Below are 855 nucleotides of genomic sequence, written 5' to 3' on the forward strand. Positions count from 1 at the left end.
CCGCGCGCCATGGGATTTGCGCCATGCAAGGCGGCGTCGCTTATACTGTTTCCGACGGGTCGCGTATTCCTTGCAGACCATTAGGGGCGTATGGCTGTGAAGGCCGAGCTCCTTGTTTGCGCCCTGCACATACTTCTGCAAGTCGAACGCCGACAGGAACAGGCCGCGTTCACGGATGGCCCGCTCGCTCAGTTCGTTCACATAGGGGTAGATTCCGGTAGGGGGCAGGATCGTATCACAAGGCCCTGAAGCCCCCTACTTTCCTTCAATCTGAGCTCTGTGACCGCCTTCGTAGCGGCCATGACCGTGGCACGCCCGTTTGGTGGGCGTGAAGGTGGCAAGATATAGGGCTGATTACTTCACAACTTTGCCCCAGGTTGCCGCCGCCACCGGTATTCGCCTGTGAGCAGGATGTGAGCCCAGCCGAGCGGGGAGATATGCGCGAGGAGACCGGGGTCGCAATTCAGCCCGGCCCGCTGCCGCGCGGCCACGGCCTGACCGAGGTACTTGGTGTTCCAGTAGATGATGATGGCGGCGAGCAAGTTGAGGCCGGCCATGCGGTAGTGCTGCCCCTCGGCGGTGCGATCGCGGATTTCACCCTGTCGCCCGATACGCAGAGCGTTTTTCAGGGCGTGATGGGCCTCGCCCTTGTTCAGGCCGATCTGGGCTCGGCGCTGCATGTCGGCGTCGAGGAGCCACTCGATGATGAAGAGCGTGCGCTCAACTCGGCCGATTTCACGGAGCGCCACGGCCAGCTCGTGCTGGCGCGGATAAGCAGCGAACTTCTTGAGCAGCTGACTGGGCGGCATGACGCGCGTCACCATGGTGGCCGCGGACCGCAGGACGCCGGGCCAA

Annotated in this window: 2 protein-coding genes; both read right to left on the reverse strand. The window is 63.2% G+C overall.

Going from position 1 to position 855, the window contains the following annotated elements; all coding sequences use genetic code 11:
- The coding region (locus MCRY_RS23315; RefSeq protein ID WP_217808273.1) for a hypothetical protein at window positions 1–201 on the reverse strand (201 nt) is incomplete at its 3' end.
- 158 nt (window positions 202–359) lie between these two features.
- Window positions 360–855, reverse strand: a 496-nt coding sequence (locus tag MCRY_RS22465) for a Tn3 family transposase (protein WP_139834176.1), incomplete at its 5' end; no start/stop codon positions are given.

It is taken from the genome of Marivita cryptomonadis, from assembly GCF_002115725.1.
In the GTDB taxonomy this organism is placed as follows: Bacteria; Pseudomonadota; Alphaproteobacteria; order Rhodobacterales; family Rhodobacteraceae; genus Marivita; species Marivita cryptomonadis.